Source organism: Methanoregula boonei 6A8 (genome assembly GCF_000017625.1).
GTDB classification, from domain to species: domain Archaea; phylum Halobacteriota; class Methanomicrobia; order Methanomicrobiales; family Methanospirillaceae; genus Methanoregula; species Methanoregula boonei.
The window spans coordinates 2,143,585-2,163,781 of the sequence record NC_009712.1; the positions used below are offsets into that span (position 1 = coordinate 2,143,585).

At 54.5% G+C, this 20,197-nt stretch carries 23 protein-coding genes; 10 read left to right on the forward strand and 13 right to left on the reverse strand.

The annotated features are described in order from the left end of the window. Window positions 1–38 precede the first annotated feature (38 nt). From MBOO_RS10780 to MBOO_RS10805, 6 genes are all read left to right on the forward strand, one after another. Entirely contained in the window at window positions 39–761 is a 723-nt protein-coding gene (locus MBOO_RS10780; RefSeq protein ID WP_012107636.1) for an RAD55 family ATPase, read from the forward strand. After that, on the forward strand, window positions 758–1,921 hold the full coding sequence (locus MBOO_RS10785) for a GTP-binding protein (protein ID WP_012107637.1): 1,164 nt from the start codon (window positions 758–760) through the stop codon (window positions 1,919–1,921). Before MBOO_RS10780 ends, MBOO_RS10785 begins: the two co-directional genes overlap by 4 nt. Window positions 1,922–1,973: 52 nt before the next feature. After that, window positions 1,974–2,726 carry a diphthine synthase gene (gene dph5, locus MBOO_RS10790; RefSeq protein WP_012107638.1) on the forward strand — a complete coding sequence of 251 codons (753 nt, stop codon included), beginning with the start codon at window positions 1,974–1,976 and terminating at the stop codon, window positions 2,724–2,726. After that, the gene (locus tag MBOO_RS14000) at window positions 2,720–3,295 is read left to right on the forward strand and encodes a DUF357 domain-containing protein (RefSeq protein ID WP_012107639.1); all 576 of its coding nucleotides are present in this window, start codon (window positions 2,720–2,722) and stop codon (window positions 3,293–3,295) included. Before dph5 ends, MBOO_RS14000 begins: the two co-directional genes overlap by 7 nt. Before the next feature lie 101 nt (window positions 3,296–3,396). Further along, the gene (locus MBOO_RS10800; protein WP_012107640.1) at window positions 3,397–4,413 is read left to right on the forward strand and encodes a lysylphosphatidylglycerol synthase transmembrane domain-containing protein; all 1,017 of its coding nucleotides are present in this window, start codon (window positions 3,397–3,399) and stop codon (window positions 4,411–4,413) included. 68 nt (window positions 4,414–4,481) lie between these two features. Beyond that, a complete protein-coding gene (locus MBOO_RS10805; protein WP_012107641.1) occupies window positions 4,482–4,931 on the forward strand; it encodes a bifunctional nuclease family protein in 450 nt (149 codons plus the stop codon). Between the two features lie 29 nt (window positions 4,932–4,960). Here MBOO_RS10805 and hisE read toward each other — a convergent pair whose 3' ends face one another. The 3 genes from hisE to MBOO_RS10820 all read right to left on the reverse strand — a co-directional run bounded on the left by hisE (window position 4,961) and on the right by MBOO_RS10820 (window position 6,603). Next, window positions 4,961–5,275 carry a phosphoribosyl-ATP diphosphatase gene (gene hisE, locus MBOO_RS10810; RefSeq protein ID WP_012107642.1) on the reverse strand — a complete coding sequence of 105 codons (315 nt, stop codon included), beginning with the start codon at window positions 5,273–5,275 and terminating at the stop codon, window positions 4,961–4,963. Beyond that, a complete protein-coding gene (locus MBOO_RS10815; protein WP_012107643.1) occupies window positions 5,272–5,715 on the reverse strand; it encodes a NusA-like transcription termination signal-binding factor in 444 nt (147 codons plus the stop codon). The genes hisE and MBOO_RS10815 overlap by 4 nt, the downstream gene beginning before the upstream one ends. 159 nt (window positions 5,716–5,874) lie before the next feature. After that, window positions 5,875–6,603, reverse strand: coding sequence for an SIMPL domain-containing protein (locus tag MBOO_RS10820; protein WP_012107644.1), 729 nt, complete (start codon window positions 6,601–6,603; stop codon window positions 5,875–5,877). Between the two features lie 156 nt (window positions 6,604–6,759). Between MBOO_RS10820 and MBOO_RS10825 the strand changes: the two genes are divergently transcribed. The 4 genes from MBOO_RS10825 to MBOO_RS10840 are packed head-to-tail and all read left to right on the forward strand — an operon-like array spanning window position 6,760 to window position 10,311. Next, window positions 6,760–8,010: a 3-isopropylmalate dehydratase large subunit gene (locus MBOO_RS10825; protein WP_012107645.1), complete on the forward strand. Its 1,251-nt coding sequence runs from the start codon at window positions 6,760–6,762 to the stop codon at window positions 8,008–8,010. Between the two features lie 2 nt (window positions 8,011–8,012). Further along, entirely contained in the window at window positions 8,013–8,510 is a 498-nt protein-coding gene (locus tag MBOO_RS10830; RefSeq protein WP_012107646.1) for a 3-isopropylmalate dehydratase small subunit, read from the forward strand. Further along, window positions 8,489–9,604: an isocitrate/isopropylmalate dehydrogenase family protein gene (locus MBOO_RS10835; RefSeq protein ID WP_012107647.1), complete on the forward strand. Its 1,116-nt coding sequence runs from the start codon at window positions 8,489–8,491 to the stop codon at window positions 9,602–9,604. The genes MBOO_RS10830 and MBOO_RS10835 overlap by 22 nt, the downstream gene beginning before the upstream one ends. A gap of 20 nt (window positions 9,605–9,624) precedes the next feature. Next, entirely contained in the window at window positions 9,625–10,311 is a 687-nt protein-coding gene (locus MBOO_RS10840; protein WP_012107648.1) for a DUF429 domain-containing protein, read from the forward strand. A 118-nt stretch (window positions 10,312–10,429) separates the two neighbouring features. Here MBOO_RS10840 and MBOO_RS10845 read toward each other — a convergent pair whose 3' ends face one another. From MBOO_RS10845 to MBOO_RS10890, 10 genes are all read right to left on the reverse strand, one after another. Beyond that, entirely contained in the window at window positions 10,430–11,359 is a 930-nt protein-coding gene (locus tag MBOO_RS10845; protein ID WP_012107649.1) for a PAS domain-containing protein, read from the reverse strand. 157 nt (window positions 11,360–11,516) lie between these two features. Beyond that, the gene (locus MBOO_RS10850) at window positions 11,517–11,936 is read right to left on the reverse strand and encodes a hypothetical protein (protein ID WP_012107650.1); all 420 of its coding nucleotides are present in this window, start codon (window positions 11,934–11,936) and stop codon (window positions 11,517–11,519) included. Between the two features lie 110 nt (window positions 11,937–12,046). After that, on the reverse strand, window positions 12,047–13,177 hold the full coding sequence (locus tag MBOO_RS10855; protein WP_012107651.1) for a nitrogenase component 1: 1,131 nt from the start codon (window positions 13,175–13,177) through the stop codon (window positions 12,047–12,049). Then, complete coding sequence (locus MBOO_RS10860) at window positions 13,170–14,213, reverse strand: nitrogenase component 1 (protein WP_012107652.1); 1,044 nt, start codon at window positions 14,211–14,213, stop codon at window positions 13,170–13,172. The genes MBOO_RS10855 and MBOO_RS10860 overlap by 8 nt, the downstream gene beginning before the upstream one ends. Further along, window positions 14,179–14,991: a Ni-sirohydrochlorin a,c-diamide reductive cyclase ATP-dependent reductase subunit gene (cfbC, locus tag MBOO_RS10865; RefSeq protein WP_012107653.1), complete on the reverse strand. Its 813-nt coding sequence runs from the start codon at window positions 14,989–14,991 to the stop codon at window positions 14,179–14,181. Before cfbC ends, MBOO_RS10860 begins: the two co-directional genes overlap by 35 nt. Window positions 14,992–15,070: 79 nt before the next feature. After that, window positions 15,071–16,528 (reverse strand): TrkH family potassium uptake protein, encoded by a 1,458-nt coding sequence (locus MBOO_RS10870; RefSeq protein WP_012107654.1) that lies wholly within the window; start codon window positions 16,526–16,528, stop codon window positions 15,071–15,073. 60 nt (window positions 16,529–16,588) lie between these two features. After that, complete coding sequence (locus MBOO_RS10875; RefSeq protein ID WP_012107655.1) at window positions 16,589–16,969, reverse strand: desulfoferrodoxin; 381 nt, start codon at window positions 16,967–16,969, stop codon at window positions 16,589–16,591. 23 nt (window positions 16,970–16,992) lie between these two features. Continuing rightward, window positions 16,993–18,177 (reverse strand): FprA family A-type flavoprotein, encoded by a 1,185-nt coding sequence (locus MBOO_RS10880; RefSeq protein ID WP_012107656.1) that lies wholly within the window; start codon window positions 18,175–18,177, stop codon window positions 16,993–16,995. A 266-nt stretch (window positions 18,178–18,443) separates the two neighbouring features. Next, window positions 18,444–18,953, reverse strand: coding sequence for a TspO/MBR family protein (locus tag MBOO_RS10885; protein WP_012107657.1), 510 nt, complete (start codon window positions 18,951–18,953; stop codon window positions 18,444–18,446). 245 nt (window positions 18,954–19,198) lie between these two features. Further along, the gene (locus tag MBOO_RS10890) at window positions 19,199–20,170 is read right to left on the reverse strand and encodes an IPT/TIG domain-containing protein (RefSeq protein WP_012107658.1); all 972 of its coding nucleotides are present in this window, start codon (window positions 20,168–20,170) and stop codon (window positions 19,199–19,201) included. Window positions 20,171–20,197 lie beyond the last annotated feature (27 nt).

Sequence of the window (20,197 nt, forward strand, 5' to 3'; positions counted from 1 at the left end):
AGAGACCCGGCACAAGCCCTTATAAGCCTCCCTGTGAAATGATCCAGAAAGAGATGTACTCCTATAAGACGGGCATTCCCCAGATCGATCAGGCAACCGGAGGGTTCGATGCGGGGACAAACCTCCTTATCCTGGCACCCTCCCTCAGTCTGGGAGAGGAACTGGCCTATATCCTGACAAAACCCCTCCCGGGGGAGTACTCGGTCATGCTTTCCACCAACGAACGCGCCTCGGAAGTGATCAACCAGTTCAAAGCCATCGGGGCCGACAAATCCTTTGTTGGCGTGATCGATGCGATCACCAAAAGCTCGACACCCACGATCACGGATACCGGGCGATTCATGTTCGTCACCAACCCAACCGACCTTACCGGTATCGGGATCAAGTTCTCGCAGATGGTGGAGGCCATTTTCGACGGCACTTTCTCCGGGAAAGAGACCGGCCTTTTCCCGCCCCCGATCCGGTTCTGTGTCAACTCGGTCTCTACCCTCCTGATGTACCGTAAACTTGAGGTGCTGTACCAGTTCCTCCACGTGATGACGGCAAAACTCAAGAAAATAGAGGGTTTTGGGATCTATACCCTTAACAGCGAGGCCTTTGACGAGAAAACGGTCTCACTGATCAAGCAGCTGATGACTATCGTGATCGAGATCAAGGTGGAGCGGTCGGACAACTACTTCCGGGTCATGGGCATCCATGGGATCAACGCCGACTGGCACAAGTTCACGCTCAACCGGGGGGAGGTGGTCATGGCCCTATGATCTCAACCGGGATGTACGGCATCGACGATATGCTGGGGGGAGGGATTCCGGAAGGCAGCCGGGTCCTTTACAGCCTTGATCCGGGCGTAGACGGGCAGCTTTTTATGATCTCCACGCTCTTTTCCGCGCTGGAGAGGGGGCAGTCGTGCCTTGCGATCATCCCGCACACGACCGTTGATGCATTTTTGCACGACATCGGGCAGCTCCGGGAAAAGGAGATCCGGGCAGCGGATCACCGGATGGTCTTTCTGGACAGCGTGGATCGAGAGCGGATCCAGCGCAGTGCCCCGAACCGGGCAGCTGCTGAAAAGGAATGGCAGACACGGATCCAAAGGCTTTGTACGGATAACGATGTCGAAGTTATTTTCGGGTACTTCGATATTATCTACGAGGACTTCGGTCTGGAAAAAGGTCTTCGGCTCCTCTCCCGGGACTGCTGCCCGCCAAAGTCTACTATTATTATCGAACATCTGAATTTTGAAGGGGACACCTTCTTAGAGTCGCTTGCGGTGCGGAAATCCTTTGATCTTATCCTTACCATCAAGTCATCATTCAGGCCGCTGCCCCACTTCAATTACTTCACCATCCTGTACACCTCATGGTCCACCCAGCTGCGCCGGTCTGTCCCGTTCCTGGTCAAAAACGGCCATATCGTACCCTACATCCCCAAGATCGTGGTGACCGGGCCGCCCGAATCCGGGAAATCCCGGTTTGTGACAAGCGCAACCGAACTGGGGGTCTCGGTTGACCGGGCCGGGCCGGGCCGGGATGCAACTACGGTGGCCATGGACTTTGGATGGCTGCACTGGCAGGACTTTGAGATCACCCTTTATGGCACCCCCGGCCAACCCCGGTTCGATCCGATGCTGCCGGTTATCTTAAACAATGCAATGGGGGTCATCCTGCTCGTGGATGCTACCGATCACGGGCAGCTGGCACGGGCACGCCACCTGTATAAGATCGTTGCAAAAATGCACGTACCCGTCGTTGTCGCGGCAAACAAAAAAGACCTGCCGGGACAGATGAGCGAGGAGGAGATCCGAAAAGAGATCGGGATAGGAAAGAGCATCCCGATCTTTTTGATCTCCGCACACCGGAAAGACGATGTGCGTGCGGTGCTTGAATCACTTGTTGATTCCATCACCCGGTTCATCTACTAGAGCACCGGGGCCGGGCGGCCTTGCCTGCTGCCTGCCTTTTAAAGAGGATAACATGCTTACCTTCATCGGCCTTGGGTTGTACGATAAAACCGACGTTTCGGAGAAAGGGCTTGCCATGATCCGGAGTGCGGATTACGTTTTCCTCGAAGGTTACACTTCCCGGCTTATGGGGACAAACATAACAGAACTGGAAGCGTTCTACAAAAAACCCGTCCGGCTGCTCCTGCGGGCTGATGTCGAGCAGCACCCGGACGAACTGCTGGACTGCGCGGCGCGGGGAAACACGGTCTTTCTCTGCGCGGGTGACCCGATGGTCTCGACCACGCATGCGGATCTCCGGATCCGGGCAGCGGAACGGGGCATTCCTACCGCCATCATTCATGGATCGTCCATCGTGAGCGCAGTCTGCGGGCTTTCCGGTCTGCAGAACTACCGGTTCGGCAAGTCCTGCTCAGTGCCGTTCCCGCAAGGGAACTGGGCACCGAGCTCTCCGCTCGATGTGATCCTGGAGAACCGGACTAACCGGCTCCATACTCTGGTGTACCTCGATATCCAGGATGACCGGTATATGACGGTAAACGAGGGGATCTGCCTGCTGGAGGCAATGGCACAGAAAAAACAGGTGGCGATTCCGTTCTATGTCGGTGTTGCCCGGGCCGGTTCGGAAACCTCGTTGGTGCGGGCCGGTACTGCCGAGACCCTCCGTTCCGCTGACTTTGGCCCGCCGCTCCATATCCTGATCGTACCCGGTGAACTCCACGATATGGAGCGGGAGTACCTTGCGAGGTTTGCAGGATTATGCTGATTGCCGGGTGCGGGAGCCTCCTATCCCGTGAACTGGAGGAGACCCGGATTCCACAGTCACCGGAAACCCCTCTTTTTGCGCTTGCCATAACCGCACAGGAGATGGCCCGGGCCTATGCAGAGGACGGTGCCACATTCTTTTCCCGCGATGATCCGGTCAATGCGCTGGCCGCGTATTATTATGGCTTTGGCTGGCTGCATTTTGGCATTGCCTATGGCCTGCTTTCCCGTTCGGGAAAACCAGCCTGTCCTTTTGACGGGCAGCACGAGACCCTGCCATTGTCCCAAACTGCCCGGCTCGATGAGAAGGTACAGCGGTATGCCAGGCTGCTTGATACTGCCTGTGCTTCGGTTGTCCCCGCCCCGGAACCTGAGACCGCGGCCGGTGCGTTTGCCCGGAAAGTCATCGTGATCGGGACCAGTTACGCGCGGGGAGGGCGATCAAGCCTTGCCGCAGGTGAGCGGGAGGCTGCACTCGCACGGTTCAGTTACGGCCATGGCTGGGTAGATGCCGGGGCACGGGCCGGCCTTCTCGCACTTACGGGCAACCGTGAGATATTTACGGTATAATGAAGGGAAAGGAGCTAAAATAATAAAAAATGTTTATACTATGCATCATAACCTTTTAAGGTAAAACAAGGCAGGCCCCACCTGCCGGGATCGAACGGGACATGGAGCGATCGCAGAAGAAGTGGCTGTATATTTCCATTGGATTCTCCCTTACGGTCCTGATCGTAATCCTGTACCTCACCATCAACGCTAATACCATCCAGTACCTCAAGAAGATCAACCCCTGGTTTTTGCTCCTTGCATTTCTCACCCATGTCCTGACCATGTGTTTCTGGGCAATGCGGGTCAAGAAGATGTCAGGATCCCTTGGGTATCCCATCAAATTTTTTTACTCGCTTAACCTCGTCTTTGCCAACCTTCTTGCCGCAGCAATCACCCCGGCCCAGGCCGGTGGCGAACCTGTCCGGGTGCATGAATTGTACAAAGCAAATGTCCCGCTGGGTGATGCAACCGCGATCGTGATTATGGAGCGGGTGCTCGATGGTATCGCCCTTGCCGGCCTGGCCGCTTTTGCGATGTTTGCCCTTTCAGAGCAATGGCACAGCCTTGGGGCGATCTCGAATGTTATGGTCTACATCACGTGGATCTTTGTGGCCGGCTGCCTCTTCCTCTTCTACCTGGCCATCCGCCGGCCCGATGTGATGAAGAGGATGGCTGACCGGGCTGCACGGTTCTTTACCCGGAAATGGGAGCCTGCCCGGACAGAAGCCATCCTTGTCCGGATCGATACAGAGATCGTAAACTTCCACGCGGCAGTTTTGAGATTTGTACGGACTGCAAAATCAGGCCTTGCCTGGGGTATGCTCTTTACCCTCCTCTACTGGGTCTCGGAGATCGTCACTGCGTCCCTGATCCTCATGGGCCTTGGCCAGCCGCCGCTCTTCTTTGAATCGTTTGTGATCCAGCTTATTCTCGCCATCTTAATGATGCTTCCCTTAACCCCGGGGAGTTCTGTTATCGCCGAGGTTGCTGCCACCTCCATGTACGCGCTCTTCATCCCCGCGGCTATTGTAGGTGTTTTTGTCGTTATCTGGAGAATCGTGCTATATTACTTCAATATAGCGCTTGGGATTGTCTCCAGTCTCATCATTGTCCGGCGCGAATCAGGGAAAACCTGACGAGGTTCTTGCGCTTCCCCGGACCAACCTCAACTCTTATCATACAGCAGGGTGATCTCTTCACCGGTATGGAACAGGTCAGATGCGCGGTCCGGGGGGTCTTTGTTGCCGTAAGTGACGCGGCCACCGTACCAGCAGTGGTACTGGCCGATGAGGCCGGCCGCCTTCTGCCAATCTATGTCGGCCTCTGGGAGGCACTTGCCATCAACCGTGCACACGAGGGGGATGTACCGCCTCGTCCCTTCACCCACGACCTCTTCCTGGATCTCATGGCAAAATATGGGATCTCTGTTGACCGGCTCAGTATCGATTATGTCGAGGATGGTGTGTACTATGCACACCTGGTGCTTTTATCCGGTGGTAGGGAAGAGACCCTTGACTGCCGGCCCAGCGATGGGATCGCAGTTGCGCTGCGCGCCAAAGCCCCCCTTTTTGCCAGTGAGGCGTTGCTGAACAGTAACGGGGGAGAAAACAACCTTTCCGACATGGTCGAACTCCCGGTATTTCTCCAGAAATAAAAAAAAAGATTACCTGACGGGAACAGCCTCTATTTTCGCCTGCGCTCGAGTTCGCGGATGACCCCGGACAGGTCGACGTCCGCTGCCCGGAGCGCGACAAGAACATGGAAGAAGAGATCGGCTGCCTCTTCAGTTGTCCGTTCGGGCACGCCGTTTTTTACTGCAAGGATGAATTCGGTGGACTCCTCCCCTACTTTCTCAAGCACTTTATCGATCCCTTTTACATCCTGCAGCAGCCGGCTGGTGTATGAGTTCTCATCCGGGCAGTCTGCCCTCTCGCAGATGACCCCCCAGAGTTCCCGGATTACCCGGAGATCTACCGGTTCTTTACCCTCATGTGTCATTCCGATCCCTCCGCAAGCAGGACCTCGCCAATCTCAAGATTACAGAACCGCCGGCAAAGGATACGTGCCTTCTCGATATTGCAGCCTGCCTTTCCTATGGCGATCCCAAGATCGCTTTTCTTGTTCACCAGCACGTTGACCGGGCCCTCCTCTGCCCCGCGCTCAATTCCGATCACTTCTGCAGGTTTGAAAATATTGGTGATAAAAAGCACCGGGTCCTCAGCATACTCTACCATTTCGATGCGCCGGCCCAGAACATTCTGGAGCCTTTTGATGTTTTCGCCTTTTTTTCCGATGGCAAGACCCATGTCACCCTGGCGGATAACGTAGATCACCCGATCGAACCGGTCATCGATCACACAGTCAAGCGCTGTTGCCCGGGTGAGGATTCGCAGTTCTTCAATATAGCGTCGTTCCTTAAAGCCGATATTGCGCTCCATGTCAAAATCAATCCTATTGTATCCGCAATTTTCCGGTATTCGATGCTTGAATATATGCCGGCCTGACTGGCCAGATGGATATGCGTGATTATGAAATGATCACACGCTGCATATGTAAAAAAGTTTGGAAAAAAAACAGGGGGTGCCCTCAAGGAGGGATCAGCGGATCGTATAGGTAACCGACACCTGGGCAGTAACCGTGATGTCCCCGGATTGGATTGGAGTTGGTGCTGTTGCCGCTTTCGCGGACATCATTGTCGTGTCGTAATTGCTGTACACTACAGGTGTGTATCCCTGGCTGACGTCGGCCTCCTGGGTCCCGGTAATAGTCACGTTGAGGGCGTCGGCTACGGCATCGGCATCGGCTCTCGCGTTTGTAATGGCCTTAGTCAGAGCCTGGCTCCGAAGGGCCTGAGCCTGTTCGTCGGAAAGCATGAACTGGATGGAGTTTACCTGGTTTGCCCCGGCATTGACCGCGGTATCGATGATCTGGCCGGTGGTATTGGTATCCTTGAGGGTCAACAGGAGGGTGTTTGTCACCTGGTAGGTCGCCGCCGGACCGGAAAGGATACCATTGTCGTCCTGCTGGTTGATCTGGGTGATCGTGTAACCGGTGGTCTTCATCTGGTCGCGGGGAACCCCCGCTGCCGCGAGCGCATCCATGACATTGTTCATTGCAAGCGCGTTACTGGACTGTGCAATCTTGACATCTGCGTTCTGGGTCTGGACGGCGAAACTGATCTGAACCCGGTCCGGGGTGCCCGTGACCGTGCCGCTCCCACTCACAGAGATCACATGATCCATGCTGGTGTCTGCAGCCGCCACACAACCGATCATTGCCATGGCGAAAAGCACCAGGGCACACACAACAAGTCTCATCTTCTGCATGGTTTATCCGGCCAATACTTGGAGATAAGGAAGATTAAAGATTGCTTTAACTGCGAAATTATTCGTAATTATCGGAAAACAGCGGTTCAACTGTCCCGGATTGCCATCCCCCAAACTAAATGTGCATAGAGAGCACAACAGTACAGGAGACAGAGCATGGGATCAACAATCGTAGAGAAGATCTTCTCACGGAAATGCGGCAGCGATATTAAAGCAGGCGAAGTCGTCATGGCACCCATTGACGGGGCCATGATCCACGACATTACCGGCCCGCTTGCCATCCGGAAGTTCTACGAGATGGGCGGAAAACAGGTCTTTGACCCAAAAAGCGTCATCATGCTCTTTGACCACCAGATACCGGCCGACTCGCTTGAGGCTGCGGAGAACCATGTCTTCATGCGGAAGTTTGCCGCAGAGCAGGGTATCCACAACTATGATATCAACGAGGGCGTCTGCCACCAGGTGGTCCTGGAGAAGGGCAGGGCAGCGCCCGGCGAGATCGTGGTCGGGGCAGATTCCCACACCTGCATGTACGGGGCGGTGGGGGCATTTGCCACCGGTATCGGGTCTACAGACATGGGCTTTGCGCTCAAGTTCGGGGCCCTGTACTTCAAGGTGCCGGAGACTGTTCGGGCGGAGATTTCGGGAAAGTTCCAGAAACGTGTTGGCGCAAAGGATCTGATCCTCTCAATTGCGGCAGATATCGGAGCTGACGGCGCGACCTACCAGGCAATCGAGTTTACCGGTAAAACTATCTCTAAAATGGACATGGCCGGACGGATGACCTGCTGCAACATGGCCATCGAGATGGGGGCAAAGGCAGGAATAGTCCCTCCCGACAAGGTGACCTGGGAGTACATGAAGGGCCGGCGGAAGATAACGCCGTTTGCGCTTGCAAGTGACGACGATGCAAAGTTCGCAGAGAAGCGGACATACAATGTCGCGGATCTCGAACCACAGGTTGCGGTCCCCCACAACGTTGATCAGGGAATCCCGGTAGGTAAGGTTGAAGGAACCCACATCGACCAGGTCTTCATCGGCTCGTGTACGAACGGCCGGTACGAGGATCTCGTGGAGGCAGCAGAGGTGCTGGGCAAAAAGAAATTCGACCCGAAGGTCCGGGTGCTTGTCATCCCCGCGTCCCGGGACGAGTATCTCAAGGCGCTTGAAGCGGGGCTCGTTGAACGGTTCGTCAGAGCCGGGGCCCTTGTCGAGGCCCCCTGCTGCGGACCCTGCATGGGCGGATCGTTTGGCCTGATAGCAGCTGGCGAGGTTTCGCTTGCCACCTCAAATCGGAACTTCCGGGGCCGGCAGGGAAGCACGGAGGGGAAAGTATACCTCTGCTCGCCGGCTACGGCTGCTGCAAGTGCAATAAAGGGTGAAATCACCGATCCAAGGGAGGTGTAACCATGAGGGTATGGAAGTTCGGGGACAATATCGATACGGACGCGATCATCCCGGGCCGGTTTCTGACGCTTAACGATGCAAAAGATCTGGCAAAGCATGCATTCGAGGGCACCCGTGACGAATTTGCAAAAAAGGTGAAGGCCGGTGACGTGGTGGTAGGCGGGAAGAACTTCGGGTGCGGCTCTTCACGGGAGCACGCGCCGCTTGCCCTTCTCGGGAACGGCGTGACAGTCGTGCTTGCCCAGTCTTTTGCCCGGATCTTTTTCCGGAATGCTATCAACACAGGTGTTCTCCCGATCGTCTGCCCTGAAACGGACAGGATTGCCGACGGGGCAAAGATAACCGTCAACATCAAGAAAGGCTACATAGAGGCAGATGGCGAACGGTTCGCCATCGAGCCGGTGCCCCCCTTCATGCAGGGGATCATCGATGCGGGCGGTCTTGTGGAGTACGCGAAGAATTTAAAGGAGGTGCCGGTATGTACAAAGTCGCGGCAATAGGCGGGGACGGGATCGGCCCGGAGATAGTTGCAGAAGGAAAGAAGGTGCTTGAAGCCGCCGGGGAGCGGTACCGCTTTGATATTGACTGGACGGATTTTGATATCGGGGCGGACAGGTATCTCGCTACAAAGAAACTCCTCACCGAAGACGACCTTGCCGAACTCAAAAAATTCAAGGCGATCTACTTTGGTGCCATCGGCGACCCCCGGGTTCCACCGGGCATCCTTGAGAAGGGGATCCTTCTTGCCCTCCGGTTCTCGTTTGATCAGTACGTGAACCTGCGGCCGATCCGGCTTCTTGAGGGCGTTGAAACACCGCTTGCCAACAAGACCCCAAAGGACATCGATTTTGTCGTTGTCCGTGAGAATACCGAGGATTTCTATGTCGGGATCGGTTCCCGGTTCAAGAAACACCAGAAGACCGAGCTTGCCGTTGTCCGCGACCTCTACAACGTGAAGTTCGGGCTCGACATCGAGACCGATGCCGAGGAACTCGCGTACCAGATCGGGGTCGTGACCCGGGAAGGTTCGCGCCGGGTCCAGACCTATGCCTTTGACCTCGCCACAAAACGCCGCAAAAAGCTCACTTCGGTTGACAAGGCAAACGTCCTCTCAGACGTATACGGGCTCTGGCGGGACGTGTTTACCGAGACCGCAAAGAAGTATCCCGAAGTTGTCACCGACTTTAACTTCGTTGACGCGGTTACGATGTGGTTTGTGAAAAACCCCGAGTGGTTCGATGTCGTGGTCACACCCAACATGTTCGGCGATATCATCACCGATCTCGGCGCCATGATCCAGGGCGGCCTCGGCCTTGCCCCGGGCGGGAACATCAACCCGAAGGGCACCTCCATGTTTGAGCCGATCCACGGATCGGCGCCGAAGTACAAGGGCATGGACGTTGCAAACCCGATAGCAACCGTCTGGGCCGGTTCGCTTCTCCTTGATCACTTGGGAGAGCACGCGGCGGCGGCGGCTGTTGTTTCGGCCATAGAGAGAAGCATAAAGGACGGTATGGTCACCAAGGACCTCGGCGGGACTGTGGGGACAAAGAAGGCTGGCAGTTATATTGCGGATTGTGTCCGCCGTGGCTGACCAAAACCAACCTCTTTTTTATGCCCCTCGGTATCCCGGATCTCCTGATCGATACGCTTCTTGTCGGCATTCGCTCTGCATATAAGGATCCCTCCTGCGTCGGCATCGATCTCACCGGTTCCGAGCGCCGGCCCACGGGCCTCTGTGTGCTTCGGGGCAAAAATGCCTCCCTTTCCCTTGCATGGACCGACGCGGAGATCCTCTCGGCCATCGACGCCGCCGGGACCGGCCTTGTTGCCATCGACTCTTCCCTCGGGCTCCCAGCCGGGAGATGCTGTGCCGAGGATACCTGCGAGTGCAGGAAGTATGGGATCATGCGGGACTGCGAGCGCACCCTCCGCAGGCGCGGGATACGCGTGTACCCGACGCTGATTAAAAGTTTGCAGAAGCTGACGGTGAGAGGCATACATCTGGCAGGTCAGCTCCGGGAATGGGGTTACGAGGTAATCGAGAGCTACCCGGGGGCAATCCAGGACATCCTTTCTATCCACAGAAAAAAGGTTGATCCTGCCCTGCTCCGGGCAGGTCTTGATAAGACCGGCATCCGGATTCATAACGAGGGGGATCACGTGACCCACGATGAACTTGATGCCCTGACCGCGGCGCTGGGCGGGTATTTTTACCTTGCCGGCTGGTACGAGGCGATCGGGAATGCAGATGAGGGGTACCTGATTCTCCCCGATCTCACTAGGATCCCTGAAGAATAAGTGAACAAAAAAATTCTCACAATGAGGGGTACCGGCAATCCTGTTACGCTGGTCGAAACGGGAGTTCAGGCCGACGGTTGTCATTGCAGAAAAATGGGAGAATGGACCACCAACTGATTTACTTCAGGTTTTCAGGTATATCGAGCGGGATATCCTCCTCATCGGTGGATTTTTTGGATGAGAAGATGGAGCGGAGAGCGGCAAACGGTCCCGCGCTGCTCTCTCCTGCCGGGTCTTTTTCTCCTTTTTTTGCACTCCCGTAGTTCTTTAAGAGGATCTCCGCTTCAATAAGCCCCTCCTCGACCCGCTTCTTTTCCGTCACGTCCACCAGAGACCCGGCGATCGCCACGGTAACGCGGTTCTTTACCACCGGGATCTCATTTATCTCTACCCAGATTTTTGTATTGTTGCGACCGTAAAATTCCAGCCGGTAGGGGGGTTCGCGGCGGCCGGTGGCAATCGCTTTTAACGTTCTTTCCAGTCCCTTTGCATTGAGCGGGTGGTCAGTGAGATAATCGATCCACATCCGTTTACCTGATTTCTGCCCGGTCCCCAGAAGTGCCCGGATCCGGGGACTGACATAGCGAAGGGTATGGTCGGAGCTGTGTGTGAAGTACATCGGCGTACCGCTCTCCAGAAGGAGCATCAGTTCCTCATCGCGTTTCCGGATCGAGCGCTGCTCCCGCTGGAGCCGGGTAACGTCCCGACCGGAGGCCACAATTGCAGTCACCCCTCCCTTTCCGTCGGTAATCGAACGGGCAGACCAGCTGATACAGCGCGGGCCCTGCGGGGAAGAGATCCATTGCTCTACCTGGCAGGTATAGGGCGGCCGGAAAAGCCTGGTCATCTGGGTAGCCATCACCTCAGAATACTTCTGATCGGTTGCGGGCATGAAAATGCTCCCTCCCAGTTCTTCTTTTGTCTTCCCTAATGCTTCGCAGTATGCCGTATTGACAAAAAGAAGGCGTCCCTCAGTGCTGAACTTGACCAGCAGATCCTGCTGGTTCTCTACCAGTTCCCGGTAGGGATTTTCATCACTGGTATCCATGCTGCTGCTCCATTATCATGAGTAATGACAGTCCCCGGGAACACCCTTTGTTCAGTACACGTCTCCCTTCGGGACTATTAATGTTGTACACTGGTGCGCCCGCAAGTCACCGGAAATGGGGAAAAAGAATATGTTAACGGCATAAACCCGAAGGCCATCAGACCAGTGCGCTGATCTGTTGCTGGCCGGTGAGCCTGCGATCTTTCCATACAGGAGAAGACGGCTGTTCGGGGATGCGTGCAATGGGAGCCAGTTTATCCCGCCCATAGAGCGTTGCCCTGAGGGTTGCAAGGGACAAGGTAAATGTACCAGCTTCGAAAAGTTCAAGATTAAGGGCCTTTCCGGATGCAGACATCTGCGCAAGGCCGCAGGTTGCCCCAAGATAATAGTCCCACTCTCGGGCAAGAGCCTCGATCTGGATAACCACCTGCCGCCCGGATATCCCCTTTGCGAGATCCGCAAGCCGGATGGCATACCGGGTACCCATGATATGCAGTTCCACAACTTCCTGGAGCCTGCCCTCGCGGTCAATTGCCCTGCACCCTGTTCTTCGGAGATATCCTGCCTTTTGCATCATACACGACCACCTTCTGTCGTAATACTGCGTCTTTCCCGGGCTGTATATAACCCGGGACCGTGCGCGGGGTGAAAGTGAAAGATACCTATCTCAGGAATATAAGCGGGGGGTTATGGTGCCCGGTCCATGCAGGCATTCAGGACATTTTCGACAAAATAAAGGGAGCCTCCCAGACCTGCAAGGGGGTAATGGGCAAGCCTGACCTGTCCGCGGAATGGCGGTATAATTCCTACAAATGCCCGGTCCGGGCATAAAGAACGTTCAAATGAGGAGCCGATCACAAGATCCGGATCAGATTCCGTAATCCTGCGACCAACCGCTTCGAGCCCGGCCAGTTTCTCCACCCGGTACTGACCCCCCGGTTGTTCCGGCAGGTCGTTGCGTGTGCCGACAATGAGAATCTCCGCATCAAGATACCGTTTCAGGGTATCTGCCGCAAAAAGGGCATAGGCTGCACCGGCAAAGATCGCAACACGGGGAGGCTCGTACCGGCGCAGGAACTTATCGCCGGCATGAATCAATCGTTCTTCCTGCAGATCTAGCTCTTTTAATACCGGATCCGTATCTGCATGGTCAAAAATTCCGGCGAGCTTTCCTAAGGTTGTGCGGAGTGAAGGTATACCCAGAGTACCCCCCAGGGAGGTCCCGACCCCGGATCCAAAATCCTCATTTGTACCGATGGTAAAAGGCGAAGCCGTTTTTACCTTATCTGCCCGGTCCCGGCAAAATACTGTTCCGACAGGGATACCGGCCCGATAGAGCAGACGGGTGATTTCCTGGATATTTCCCTCATGGAACGGATCTGCAAGGGAAATGCCATCGATATTTACCCCTGATTGCTCCGGGTTGACTGAAGGTCCAAGCGCGGCAAGTGCTGCCTGGTACCCGGCCTCCAGATCCCCGGCAAAACCGGGGCTGTCCACAACAATGAGCTCGCTTCCGCTCACCATTTCACGAATATCCTCGCCCAGCGCGGAGGGAACGCAGGTGGTGACAACCGCAATCCGGTCACCCTTCCCGGAGAGATCGCTGATCACCTCTCTAAGCCTGTCGCCTGATCCAAAAATCACCTCGTTTTCAAGGATAAACGTCCCGTACAGGTGTGTGTTGAGGAGTGTGGCCGGGTAGTAATAACACCCGCTGGATCCATGGATCACCACGGATATCCCGTCAAAACCGGCAAGGCATGCAGCAGCCCCGGTCATGGCGCAGGGCCACAGCGGAGTCCCGCACTCATGCATGAATTGCCCTCCTCCAGCGGTGAAGCATTCGTCGTACCCCGGCGATACCGACAGGGGGTGTTACCGGTACCGGTACCGGCTTTCCCGAAGGTATGACATCCAGCCTGAATGCATATGCAATATTCCGCAATACCCGTTCCCCGTCATGTGTCGGAAAGAGTGTGGAGAAGGAGATCTCACGACCTGCGATATCGGCAAAATCACTGAGTGTGTCCTGCTCAAAACCGCGCTCTTTCTCAATCGCCGGTCGGGGATCGATACCGCAGGCGGCGCCAACTGATTCAAGGAACGTGATAGTGCCAGACAAACCCAGGGGAAATCCCGAAATATAGGGTGTTTTGAAGTGTTCCTTAAGGTACTCGCCAACCGGAATGAGCGCGGGATCGCGGAGCACGTTAAGCCGGGCTGCCCCAACGGAATCAATCTGTCCGTAGGTAAGATTATGGACAAACCGGGTGTTAACCGAAAGGCCCAGCAGGGAGAGCAGCCGGGCTACCTCGGCGAAATTCTCGTCAACTTCATATTCGAGATTCTTTTCACCGATAATATTTACCCCCCCGTTCATCCCCGGGGAAGGTTCTGCCATGCCGGCAAGGGCCACGAGCGCATTATTGACCCCGGTCTGGAACGAACCTCCAAGAAATCCGGCAGTCGGGATCATGATGACGGGAACACCGGCTTTTGCATCGCAGACCGCAGCCACATCGTCTCCGATGGTTTCTACGATACAAGTGGAAAGAACGAATATGGCTGCAGGATTGCAGGAAATTGCCCGATCCAGGATCCGGTCGAGTGCGCCTTCGCCGCCGAATATTACCTCGGTTTCCGAGAGCCCGCTCGAAATAAGCGGGGGAAGCACAACGCGATCATTCTCAACGCTGGTTGCATGCAGAAGGGAAAAATTGTGGTGCGTACATCCCGGCGGACCATGCACAACTGTGATCGCATCGCGGATCTGGGTGGTCACCGACAACGCACCGGTCAGGGTACAGCCTTCGGTTCTACACGAACTGGCGGGCAAGTGATTCAAGCTCATCGATCTCAAGGGGGGTGGGTATGGTAAAGCGCGTGTTTTCCATAACCCGGGCTGCAAGGTCCCTGTACCTCTGTGCCTGTTCAGATGACGGCTCGTACTCAAGCACGGTCTTGCGGTCCAGTTCTGCCAGCTGGACCGTGCGATCACGCGGGATATACTGGAGAAGATGGCTGTTGACCCGGCGGGCAAACTCTGCCACCAGCTCCTCTTCCCGGGGCAGGTTCTTGGCGTTGCAGATAACCCCGGCCAAGCGGCACATGCTCCTCGGGCGGGCACTCAGCCTCTGTACAGCCTTGCAGATGTTGTTTGCCGCATACAGGGACATAAGTTCTCCCGAAGTTACAAGGTACACTTCCTGGGCGTACCCTTCCCGCATCGGCATGGCAAACCCGCCACAGACCACATCGCCCAGCACATCGTACACGATCACATCTCCCGTGAGCGTACCGAATTTTTCCAGCAGCTGGAACGTGGCGATAATCCCCCGCCCGGCGCAACCAACGCCAGGTTCCGGCCCTCCGGCTTCAACGCAGCGGATGCCATTAAAACCGGTATAGACTACATCCGCCGGGGTTACTGATGCCGCTCCCCGTTCGCGCACCAGATCCATAACTGTAGGAATCAACCGTCCCTGCATCAGCATCCTGGTACTATCGCGCTTGGGATCGCAACCAATCTGGAGAACGTTGTACCCTGAAAGGGAAAGGGCTGCAGACAGGTTCGCAGAAGTCGTGGACTTTCCGATACCGCCTTTTCCGTACAGGGCGATCTGCTTCATTACCGTACTATGGGAGGGCAGTTTATATTAGATCTTCTGAAGTTAACAAAAGTACATTTGTGTTTTATTTCCTACTCTGCTAATCAGAACCCCGGAAGAGTGCCATAAACAGGACTATCACCGGGATCACCTCAAGCCTTCCCAGCCACATCACGATAATAAAAACCCATTTCGAGACAAGCGGCATATCCGGAGAGACATATCCCGAGGTGATCCCGCAGGTAGAAAATGCGGACGTGACATCAAAGAGGATGTCATTGAGGGGAGCAGATGCCTGCTGGAACTGGAGGACGACGAGGGTGGCAACAAAGATAAGGATAACGGAAAGGATGATGACAAGCAGGGTCTTTGCGGTTTCCAGCTCGGCAGTTGCACGCGGGATAATCCGGCCTTCACTCCGGAAAGGGATCAGAACCTTCCCGCTCACGAACAACCGGTGGAACCACCAGATCAGGGCACGGAACCCCAGCACCACCCGGTTCAGCTTGATCCCCCCTGCCGAACTCCCGGAACAACCGCCAACGAAGACGAGCATCGTCAAAAAGAAAAGCGTCACACTTGCCCATGTCTGGAGGTCCGCGATCTGGAACCCGGTGGTGGTAAGGGCAGAGACCGCCATGAAGACCCCTTCGAAAAGGGCTGCAGGCAAATCCGCATTCCCGAAATAGACCAGATCATACGTAAGAACCGCAGTACCGATGGCCGCAACAACAAAAAAGAGTTTGACCTGTTCATCACCGAAAAGACTCCAGCGCCGGTTCTCTGCGATAAGATAGTACAGGCGGAAGGGCAGTGCTCCTGCAATCATGAGGGGAATGAGCAACAGTTCCAGGAACACATTGTGGTACGAAAGGATACCGCCGGTATGTGGAGTAAAACCTCCCGTGGAGATCGCGGTGAGCGCAAGGTTGACCGAATCCCAGAGGGATAGACCGGTAAAGAGGATGAGACCGATCGCGACAAACGTCAGGAGTCCGTAAATTTTCCAGATGGCCTTTCCTTTCGAGATGATACCGGGCATCAGCGGTTCCTCCCTGCTTTCAGGCCGGAAGAGTTTTCCCTGGAAAAGCCCGGTGCTGCTTGCAAGCGCAATGACAAAAGCGATCGTACCGATTCCCCCGATCCATTGCATGAACGAGCGCCAGAAAAGAAGGGTATGGGGAGCGGTATCAAGAGAGGGAATCAGGGAAAATGCAGTTCCTGTCCACCCGGCCATTCCTTCGAAAACAGCATCGGTAAATCCCATGCGGAGGCCCAGCATGAAGGGAATTCCGCTTACTATGGCACAGGTAAACCAGAAAAGAGCAACTGAGCAGAGCGCAGTGGAAAGCCGGTTTTCACGCTCGTTTCGGGGCAGGCGTTTTAACAGGAATCCCAGGGTGAAGAGGAGGACCGGCACGGTTGCCATAGGTAAAAAGAGGTCCCATTCCGAATAGAGCACGGTTACCACCAGGGGAATGGCCGTGACCGGGGCAATAAAGAAAAAAACCGCACCGAGATCGGCAAAGATGGTGGAAAGATAGAGCAACCGGCGCATCACATAGAAGATTGTCGCTGGGGATCTATTGAGCGTTTGCTAGAAAAAAAGCAAAAAAAATTACACCCTGTTGGTCCAGAGCCCGTGTACGCTGCAGAGCTCCCGGGCCTTTACACTGGTGTCGTGAACCGGGAACTCTGCTTCCGGCTTCTCACCGGGTTTGAGCCACTTGATATATGCATTGTCACCGGAACGGACCTCAATCCACTGGATATAATGTTTCTCTTCCATAGGGTGGGGAATGGAGCCGACTTTCACCAGGATCCCGTTTGCTGTCTTTTCGATCACCGGTACGTGTTTCTCTTTTCCCGGGTCTGCAGTTTTTTCCTGCTGGAGAGTCATGGGTTTCCCGCAGCACACCATCGTCCCACCGGAAGCACCGACAACCATGACGGTATTCCCACAGACTTCGCACTTGTAAACCTCGAAGAGTTTTGTCATATCCGCAAAAGACCTCCTTTCACTTACACGATGTTAACTTCCTTATGCTTCTTTAAGATTTCGTCTGCCAGCCGATCCAGATCCTGCATGGCCGCCTCACCGGGTTCGCCGTTGACCATAACCGGCGGGAGGAGATCTACTTTCACATGATCGAGCATCTTCGTAATCGTCTCTACGCTCTTACCTCCCCACCCATAGGATCCTATAACCGAGGCAAAACGTGTCTTGGGCCTGAGGATATTTGCAAGGTAGGTAGCTGAGACCACCGTGGGATGCGGCCCGAAAAGGACTGTCGGTGTCGCGAATACAACTGTAGCCGCATCGACAAGGGCCAGAGCAAGGTCCCCTGTATCCGTACGGGTCAGGTTGAAGGGTTTTACCACGATCCCCCGCGCGATGAGTGCCCCGGTAAGATGGTCCACCATCTTTGCCGTGCTGCCGTGCATTGAAACGTACGGTATAACCACCTCGTTTTTCACAGAATCCGATACCCACTCGGCATAAGCATCAAGGATTGACTTCGGGTTTTTATGGACCGGGCCATGGCTGGGTGCTATCATTACCGGGTCAAGCCCCCGGACTTTTTCTACATATCCCTTAATACTCCCCCGGAACGGCATCATGATCTCAGCATAATAGCGTTTTGCCGACCGGTAAGCCCAGGCCTCATCGGTAATGAACAGCTCGCTTGTTGCAGCATGGAACCCAAAAAGATCGCAGGAAAAGAGGATCTTATCTTCGACAAGGAAGGTAATCTGGGTCTCAGGCCAGTGTGTCCACGGGGTAAGGAAAAACCGGAGCGTCCGGTCCCCAAGTGACAGTGTCTCGCCCTCGGATATCACCATGAAGCGATCCGAAGGGATGTGCAAAAGGGCAATGAGGAGATCCCGGCATTTCGCATTGGTAACCACCCGTGCATCCGGGTAAAATTCGAGGATCATCGGAAGCGAGCCGGAATGATCCTGCTCCGCATGGTTGATCACGATGTAATCTATGCTCTCGATACCCATTTTTACCAGGTTCGAAATGAGATCATATTCCTTTGAGGGATCAACGGTATCGATCAGGACTGTTTTTTCGCTGCCCCGAATCAGGTATGCATTGTAGCTGGTCCCTTCCGGGAGTGGGATCAATTCATCGAATATCCGTCGGTCAAAATCAAATGCCCCGACTGAATAAACTCCTGCAACAAGTTCACGTGAGACCATGGAACATCACCAGTACTTTCCTTTGTATGCCTAAACCGGTCTTCCTGTGCGAAACAGATTCGGCCGATTCGGTTCTGTGACCGGGCTGCATCCCCGGCCACAGGTTTAGTGTCCTACCAGGCATTGCTTTTTTGGACAGGACGCCGGCCCACACAGCATAAACTGATTCTTGAGGCCACGCCTTTTCCGCAGGTAAATCTTGGACGATTCCAGCGAATAACCATTTCGTTTATCCGCGCATATGCGAAAAACCGGTGTAGTTTAATTTATGGGATAATTCCCCATGCCGGCAACCCTGCATTCAGTTCAACGATCATCAGGTTTGCATAGCCGATAATAATCATCAGGATCAGGCATGGTACAATAAAAAATGCTGCGGTCACCGCCGATCGCAGGATCTGGGCAAGCGTGCACAGTATCATGGCAATAACCATCACCATGATGACAAACGCAAAGAAGATTGCCTGAAGGAAAAAGAAAGAAGCAAACCAGAGCATAAGCAACGTGAGCGTGAAAACGAAGAACCTAAGGGCCGCTTTGACCTCGTTATGATCGAGCCCGGCACACCAGATGGAATACAGGGACAGTCCCAAAAGACAAAAGAGCAGGATGAGCGCGTAAAAAACCATAAGATCAGAGGGAAGAAAGCCGGGTTTTTTAAGGCCGGAGTACCATCCGGGTATCGATGTGGTAAAAAGGTAGAGCGCAATGTAGCCGGGAATAAGGCAAGCAATAAGGGATATAATCAGCCTGCCGGTATGGTGATCCTGCTTCATTGTATGGGGTACACTCTCCACAGAGGGGATATAAATGTTATCAATATGTGCCGAACGGATTTCCCATATGGATACCCTATAAAGTTAAAGAGATTCAGCCCTATCCTTCTTCTATGTGCAGCGTTTAACAATCACGCAGAGGTTGATTCCTGCTGTGAGATAGCCATTCCCTCCCCCGAAAAAAAGGCATGTGATTAACAAAGCGTTAACTATACAAGAGATCCTCTCTTTTGTTTCGAAAAAAATTATGATGTGGCATTATTGACCGTAAATGAGGAGTTCATCCACCCTATTGTCCCGTCACTCGTGAGAGCCTCAACACTGTAAGCCCCAGTTTCCACCGAACTGGGGATCGCAAGAGAACAGCTGACCGTGGTTGCAGCAGAAGAGGGACTAGAACATTGGATTTGGGAGGTCGCATCAGAGGACCACAGAGTTACCGCGGACACATCAGTAAATGTCTGACCGGTGAGGGTCAGGGTATATGAAGTACCAAGATTGCCACTGGTCGGACTGATGCTGCTGATCGTGGGTGGTGCCAGACCAATGGTAATCGCGCTGTACAGGGATCCAACTCTGCCATCGGGATTGCTTACCTGAATATTTGCCGGCCCTGCATTCAGGCTGGCCAGGTTAAAGGTTCCGGTGATCTGCGTCGAAGTCACCGAAACACTCGATGCCGTTACTGGCTGGAGTCCGGCTTGGATCAGGTACACTGTAGCCCCGTTCTGGAAATTGCTTCCGGTGATCGTAACAGAAAGAGTTGTACCTGTCGCACCTGTGGTGGGAGATACTGCAGAGACAATCGGCCCGCTTCCGGAAAGGGTGGTTTGAACCGTAGTGGGAACAGTCGGGGTCGCATAGGTGACTGATGAAACCGAAACCTGGGTAAGCAGAACCGGATACAGTTTCTCCACATCAATACGGGTATCAATCTCTGACTGGCCGGTCACCTGACTCCAGGAGCCAGCGGAAGTTTTCTGGACAAGTACCCGTGTGTATTGATCATTGGTGGAGTCATATGCGGTGATAAGCCAGAAGGCGGATGATGCATTATTTGTAACAATATTCCCTGCCGTATATTTTGGCTGAGGTTGTGTTGTGATCTTTGCGATCGTAGTTGTTGAACCCGAACTCTGGCTCGAGCAGCCGGCAAGGAGCACACAAAAGACAAGAATCAGACCCAGCAGGAGTCCACAATAAGGTTTTACGGACATATCATAGCGTTCTGCATAAAGACGGAT

Excerpts from the sequence above, each read along its gene's own strand:
- MBOO_RS10885 (WP_012107657.1), bottom strand. The coding sequence starts at position 18,953 with ATGAAGCAGGATCACCATACCGGCAGGCTGATTATATCCCTTATTGCT.
- MBOO_RS10805 (WP_012107641.1), top strand. The coding sequence starts at position 4,482 with ATGGAACAGGTCAGATGCGCGGTCCGGGGGGTCTTTGTTGCCGTAAGT.
- MBOO_RS10800 (WP_012107640.1), top strand. The coding sequence starts at position 3,397 with ATGGAGCGATCGCAGAAGAAGTGGCTGTATATTTCCATTGGATTCTCC.
- MBOO_RS10820 (WP_012107644.1), bottom strand. The coding sequence starts at position 6,603 with ATGCAGAAGATGAGACTTGTTGTGTGTGCCCTGGTGCTTTTCGCCATG.
- MBOO_RS10860 (WP_012107652.1), bottom strand. The coding sequence starts at position 14,213 with ATGAGCTTGAATCACTTGCCCGCCAGTTCGTGTAGAACCGAAGGCTGT.
- MBOO_RS10850 (WP_012107650.1), bottom strand. The coding sequence starts at position 11,936 with ATGATGCAAAAGGCAGGATATCTCCGAAGAACAGGGTGCAGGGCAATT.
- MBOO_RS10840 (WP_012107648.1), top strand. The coding sequence starts at position 9,625 with ATGCCCCTCGGTATCCCGGATCTCCTGATCGATACGCTTCTTGTCGGC.
- MBOO_RS10835 (WP_012107647.1), top strand. The coding sequence starts at position 8,489 with ATGTACAAAGTCGCGGCAATAGGCGGGGACGGGATCGGCCCGGAGATA.
- MBOO_RS10825 (WP_012107645.1), top strand. The coding sequence starts at position 6,760 with ATGGGATCAACAATCGTAGAGAAGATCTTCTCACGGAAATGCGGCAGC.
- MBOO_RS14000 (WP_012107639.1), top strand. The coding sequence starts at position 2,720 with ATGCTGATTGCCGGGTGCGGGAGCCTCCTATCCCGTGAACTGGAGGAG.
- MBOO_RS10815 (WP_012107643.1), bottom strand. The coding sequence starts at position 5,715 with ATGGAGCGCAATATCGGCTTTAAGGAACGACGCTATATTGAAGAACTG.
- hisE (WP_012107642.1), bottom strand. The coding sequence starts at position 5,275 with ATGACACATGAGGGTAAAGAACCGGTAGATCTCCGGGTAATCCGGGAA.
- cfbC (WP_012107653.1), bottom strand. The coding sequence starts at position 14,991 with ATGAAGCAGATCGCCCTGTACGGAAAAGGCGGTATCGGAAAGTCCACG.
- MBOO_RS10880 (WP_012107656.1), bottom strand. The coding sequence starts at position 18,177 with ATGGTCTCACGTGAACTTGTTGCAGGAGTTTATTCAGTCGGGGCATTT.
- MBOO_RS10890 (WP_012107658.1), bottom strand. The coding sequence starts at position 20,170 with ATGTCCGTAAAACCTTATTGTGGACTCCTGCTGGGTCTGATTCTTGTC.
- MBOO_RS10785 (WP_012107637.1), top strand. The coding sequence starts at position 758 with ATGATCTCAACCGGGATGTACGGCATCGACGATATGCTGGGGGGAGGG.
- MBOO_RS10855 (WP_012107651.1), bottom strand. The coding sequence starts at position 13,177 with ATGCATGAGTGCGGGACTCCGCTGTGGCCCTGCGCCATGACCGGGGCT.
- MBOO_RS10780 (WP_012107636.1), top strand. The coding sequence starts at position 39 with ATGATCCAGAAAGAGATGTACTCCTATAAGACGGGCATTCCCCAGATC.
- MBOO_RS10845 (WP_012107649.1), bottom strand. The coding sequence starts at position 11,359 with ATGGATACCAGTGATGAAAATCCCTACCGGGAACTGGTAGAGAACCAG.
- MBOO_RS10870 (WP_012107654.1), bottom strand. The coding sequence starts at position 16,528 with ATGCGCCGGTTGCTCTATCTTTCCACCATCTTTGCCGATCTCGGTGCG.
- MBOO_RS10830 (WP_012107646.1), top strand. The coding sequence starts at position 8,013 with ATGAGGGTATGGAAGTTCGGGGACAATATCGATACGGACGCGATCATC.
- dph5 (WP_012107638.1), top strand. The coding sequence starts at position 1,974 with ATGCTTACCTTCATCGGCCTTGGGTTGTACGATAAAACCGACGTTTCG.
- MBOO_RS10875 (WP_012107655.1), bottom strand. The coding sequence starts at position 16,969 with ATGACAAAACTCTTCGAGGTTTACAAGTGCGAAGTCTGTGGGAATACC.